The sequence below is a fragment of the Streptomyces sp. NPDC059037 genome, from assembly GCF_042740015.1.
Taxonomy (GTDB): domain Bacteria; phylum Actinomycetota; class Actinomycetes; order Streptomycetales; family Streptomycetaceae; genus Streptomyces.
Window position 1 is genome coordinate 1 of the sequence record NZ_JBHYIG010000438.1, and the last position, 4,957, is coordinate 4,957.

5 protein-coding genes are annotated in these 4,957 nt (G+C 69.4%); 1 reads left to right on the forward strand and 4 read right to left on the reverse strand.

Annotated elements, in window-relative coordinates:
* Nucleotides 1–445: 445 nt before the first annotated feature.
* Nucleotides 446–1,138 (forward strand): phosphotransferase, encoded by a 693-nt coding sequence (locus ACFWY6_RS44045; protein ID WP_384703146.1) that lies wholly within the window; start codon nt 446–448, stop codon nt 1,136–1,138.
* Nucleotides 1,139–1,147: 9 nt separating this feature from the next.
* Here the strand turns inward: ACFWY6_RS44045 and ACFWY6_RS44050 are convergent, their stop codons facing one another.
* From ACFWY6_RS44050 to ACFWY6_RS44065, 4 genes are all read right to left on the reverse strand, one after another.
* Nucleotides 1,148–1,990: a hypothetical protein gene (locus ACFWY6_RS44050; protein ID WP_384703148.1), complete on the reverse strand. Its 843-nt coding sequence runs from the start codon at nt 1,988–1,990 to the stop codon at nt 1,148–1,150.
* Between the two features lie 41 nt (nt 1,991–2,031).
* Complete coding sequence (locus tag ACFWY6_RS44055) at nt 2,032–3,702, reverse strand: urease subunit alpha (RefSeq protein ID WP_384703151.1); 1,671 nt, start codon at nt 3,700–3,702, stop codon at nt 2,032–2,034.
* Nucleotides 3,699–4,409, reverse strand: coding sequence for an urease subunit gamma (gene ureA, locus ACFWY6_RS44060; protein WP_384703154.1), 711 nt, complete (start codon nt 4,407–4,409; stop codon nt 3,699–3,701). Before ureA ends, ACFWY6_RS44055 begins: the two co-directional genes overlap by 4 nt.
* Nucleotides 4,410–4,445: 36 nt before the next feature.
* The coding region (locus tag ACFWY6_RS44065; RefSeq protein ID WP_384703155.1) for a hypothetical protein at nt 4,446–4,957 on the reverse strand (512 nt) is incomplete at its 5' end.

Here is a 4,957-nt window from a genome sequence, read left to right on the forward strand (position 1 = left end):
TCGCCGGGGTGGCCCCCTCCACTGGGGGGGGGGGCGCCCCCCCGCGCGGGGGGGGGGCGGCGGGGCCCGCAGGCTGCTGTCGACTCTGCGCCATCTTGCGGGTGACACTCCGCGCCGAGAAGCTCACCCACAGGTCACTCGGGAGACGCTCAGAACCTGTCACCGCTGGTTGGCCGCAATCAGAAGAGGTCTCCTCCCGAGCGTTCCCCGGAAAAGACCGATCTTGAAAACGGCGTGCTTTCCACACCAAGGTGTCTACTTCGCCGAGCTTGGGCCGCCGCCGCCCCTGGCTCCGCTACGCTCGCTCGGGTTGCAGGACGGACTCTGGATGTCCTTGCGTGAATGAGAGCTGCGCGATGTGCGCGAGTCTATTGGTGATCAAGGTGTGGGAGCGGCGGCAATGACTGATGCGTCTGGTGGTGCAGTCGCACTGACCGGGGGTCGCATGGCCTCGGAAGTCCTCCGAAGAGATGACACGGTGCTGCGGCCCGCTTCGGATTCATCGGAATTCATGGCTTCCCTTCTGAAAATCTTTGAGCAGCAGAATTTCCGCGGCGCCCCGAAATATTTGGGCCAGGTGGACGGCAAGGACATTCTCACCTATATCGACGGCGACGTTCCGGCGAAATTTCAGCCTTGGTCGGACGATCAGGTTCGGGCAGCTGCTCGCCTTCTGCGTGAGATGCATGACGCGACGCGCGGCAGCAATCTGGCCGGCCGGTTCGATGTGGTGTGCCACCACGACCCTGGGCCGAACAATGCGGTCTTCCAGAACGGTATCCCGGTTGCCTTTATCGACTTCGAGCAGGCCGCTGCGGGTGGTCGGCTTGAGGACGTCGCGTACATGGCCTGGACGTGGTCGATCTCGTCCAAGCAGGTCATGGCTTTGGCAGACCAGGCGGCCCAGGTACGGCTCATCGCCGACGTGTACGGGCTGGAGGAGGCCGAGCGCCGCGCGCTGGCCGACTGCATCCTCGAGCGCCAGTCGCGCAACGTCCGCTTCTGGGCGGAGTGCCTGGCACACCCGGAGACTGCCCCCGCCGCGCCGGACGTTCTGGCCGACCGGATCGCCTGGAGTAAGCGGGAGCACCGCTTCGTCTACGCGCACCGTGAGGTCTTCGACCGGGCACTGGCCTGACGTCCGGATTCAGGTGCGCTGGCCGTCAGCCTGCTCAGCGGGGCGGCTCGGTGCTGCGGGGAGACCGAACATTGCCCCGTTGGTGCGGGCGAGCTGCGCGACGTCGACGGCCCGTCCCTCGCGGCTCGCGAGGGGTGGCACGGGCCGGTCGAGGGGCGGGTTGGCCAGGAAGAGCACGGTCAGGCGCTGCGGGAGCAGGTGGTTGCGGACCTGGTGGTAGAGCGGGGGGATGTCGTCATCAGTCATCGCGGTGAGGAGGCTGCCGGGCATCGCCAGGAGCTGGCTGTCGTGGACGGGGACGGGGCTCATCCACCCGTCGGTTTCGATCTCCAGCCCCGGTCCGTCGGAGACGGCCAGGGTGAGTAGGTGACCGTCCTCGTGCCGATCCTGGAGCAGGTCGCGGTCGCTGGGGTGGTACCAGTTGATCTCCAGGTAGGAGTAGTCCCGGAACGGCACGGCTGATTCCGTCTGCTGCCGGTAGTGGGCCGACAGGTCAGTGAGCACGTTCTCTGTGATGCCGGCGGCCACGGCCCAGTAGTCGTGGAGGGCTTGGAGAAACGGCGTGACGCTGGGGGCGTCGTGGTGCGGGACCGTGGCGGGGTTGTCCGCCCAGTAGGTGAAGCTCTCGTTCATGTCGGGCCGGTCGGGGCTGATGGAGTACTGGCGGCCGTACGGACGGAAGCCGTAGGTGAAGTCGTCGCTGCCGTGGGTGCGCTTGACGCCCTCGTCCTGGGTGAAGAAGTCGGTGGCCCCCGTGTACAGCGCGGTCAGGGTCTTGACGGCGTCGCCGGGCAGGTCGATGGTGGCGCGGGCGTGTGCGAGAAGCTCGGCTGCAGCGGTGCTCCGGGGCATGGCGGACTCCTTCGGGCGGGCCTGTTCGGTGGGGTGGCCGGTCACAGGAAGTAGAGGCGGCTGAGAGCGGTGTGCTCGGCGGGCGGCGAGCTGATGGGGGTGTCGTCGAGGGTGACGCGGCCGTCGTTGGAGGCCACCCGGACGTTGCCGGTGCGGTCGTTGAGGCGCATAGTGGCCAGCCCGATTCTGCGGGTGTCGCGTACGGGGACGCGTCGGCGGCGGGTGGGTAGTTGGTCAGTGCCGCTGGCGTGGGCGGCCTGGCTGACGAAGGCGACGGACAGGTCAGCCGCGGTCTCCCCGAAGGAGCCGAACTGTGCTCCCAGGACGAGGGGTTGGCAGGATTCGGTGGAGGCATTGGGGTCTCCCGTGACGCCGTAGGCGGGGTAGCCGGCCTTGAGGACCAAGTGGGGCTTGGCGCCGAAGTAGCGCGGGTCCCACAGCACGATGTCGGCGAGGCGTCCGGGGGTGAGGGCGCCGATCTCGTGGGCCATGCCGTGGGCGAGGGCGGGGTTGATGGTGAGCTTGGCGAGGTAGCGCAGGATGCGCTCGTTGTCGTCGGCCCTCGGCTCGGGGTCGATGGCTTTCATCTTGGCAGCGACGCCGAAGGTGCGGCGCACGGTCTCGCCGATGCGGCCCATGGCCTGGGAGTCCGAGGACGTGATGGGGATGACGCCGAGGTCGTGCAGAACGTCTTCGGCGCCGAGGGTGCCGGTGCGGATCCGGTCGGCGGCCAGGCGCAGGGCGTCGGGGCTGCCGGGGTCGAGCCGGTGGACGGTGGCGATCATGTGGAGGTGTTCGGCGGCGGTGTCGCGGGTGAAGGGGAGGCCGGGGTTTGTGGAGGAGCCGATGATGTTGGGGACCCCGGCCATCTGCAGCACATTGGGGGCGTGTCCGCCGCCGCAGCCTTCAACGTGGAAGGCGTGCAAGGTTCGACCGGCGATGACGGCGAGGGTGTCGTTGACGTAGAGGGCTTCGTTGAGGGTGTCGCTGTGCAGGGCGACTTGGACGTCGTGTTCGTCGGCGACGGTCAGTGCAGTGTCCAGGGCGCGGGCGTGGGCTCCCATGTCCTCGTGGACCTTGAAGCCGGACGCGCCGCCTTCGACCAGTGCTCGGACGAGTCCGGCGGGGTGGGCGCTGGAGCCTCGGGCCAACAGGGCGATGTTCACGGGCCAGGCGTCGAAGGCGCGCAGGGCGTGGTGCAGTTCGGTGGGTGCGGTCACGCCGCAGCCCCAGGTCGGGCCGAAGTTTTGGCTCACAACGGTGGTGACGCCGGCTGCGAGCGCGGCGTCCAGGATGCGCGGGGAGACGAGGTGGACGTGGGTGTCGACGATGCCGGGCGTGGCGATGAGGCCTTCCCCGGCGATGACGGTGGTGCCGGTGCCCACGACAACGTCGACCGCGTTGAGGGTGTCCGGGTTTCCGGCCCGGCCGATCGAGTGGATGCGGCCGTCCTTGATACCGAGGGACACCTTGCGGATTCCGGCGACGGGGTCGACCAGGATCACGTTGGAGACGACGAGGTCGCAGGTGTCGGGGGTGAGTTCGGCCTTCATGTGCATACCGTCGCGGGCGGTCTTGGCGTAGCCGGTCACGAACTCCTCACCGCGCAGCTGCGCGTCGTCCTCCACGCACAGGATCAGGCCGGTGTCGGCGAGGCGGATCCGGTCGCCGGTGGTGGGGCCGTGGAGCTCGGTGTAGCGCAGGCTGTTCATGCGGGGTGGCCTTCCTGGGCGGCGGAGCCGGTGTCGAGGTAGCCGTCGGTGTGGGCGCGGTGCAGGGCCCGCTCGCGTGCGCCGGGCACGTCCAGGGGGCCGTCGACGAGTCCGGCGAAGCCGATGACGATGCGGTCGCCGCCCAGTGGTGTGAGGGTCACGGTGCGGGGTGTGTCGGGGTCGAAGACAGTCACCGAGCCGACCGGGATGGCAAGGCGGGTGCCGTAGGCAGCGGCGCGGTCGAAGGCGAGAGCCCGGTTCGCTTCGAAGAAGTGGAAGTGGCTGCCGACGCTGACGGGCACGCTGCCGGTGTTGGTGACCGTGATCGTGACCGGGTCGGCGTACTCGGGGACGGAGACGGGGGCGGCCAGGACGGCGCCTGGTGCGGACTGCGGGTCGCCGAGGGCTGGAATGGGGTCCGTGACGACGATGAGTTTGGTGCCGTCGTCGAAGACGGCCTCGACCTGAATCTCGGTGAGCAGGTGTGCCACGCCGGGCAGGACGTCGGCGGCGGTGAGGACCTGACGGGCCGCGGTGACCGCTTCGTCCACGCGGGCGCCGTCCCGAGCGGCCTCGCAGGCGGCGTGAGCAATGAGCGCGGTCGCCTCGGGCACATTGAGCTGCAGGCCACGGCCGCAGCGTTCCCGGGCGAGCAGGGTGGCCAGGTACAGCTGAAGCCGGTCGCTTTCGGCGGGGGTCAGACGCATGCGGTCCTCCTCGGTGCGGCACGGTGGACTGGGCAGCTACTCGCCGATGACGACACCGCAGGCCTTGGCGTGGGCGCGGATCGTCGCGCGAGCTGCGGCAAGGTCCTCGAAGGACACCTCGGGCATCAGCGCCGTGGCGTAGTCGCGCATGGCGTCCTCCGGCGGGATGACGGCCTGCCCGCTCCAGCGCTGGGCGATCTTGGCGAGGAGCGGTTCGTCGGCGATGCTCAGGCCCAGCCGGGATGCGGCGGTCTGTGCGGCGGCCGGGTCGGTGAGGTAGGTGTAGTCGCGGGCGCCGGGCTGCGGGGAGAGCACCTCGACGTCGACCGCGGAGAAGACGCCGTACGCGCCGCCCTCGGAGATCAGTGCGAGGATCCGCTGGAGGTTCTCCTCCAGCAGGGACCGGGTCATGCCGATGTGGCCGACGACGAAGCCGGCTCGGATGAGAAGGCCGTGGTCGCGGGCGACGGTGATGGCCGTCGAGTTCTTCTCGTACAGCCGCTCGGCCTCGGCGAGGACGTCGCGTCGGGGGCCGCCGCCGGGCGGGG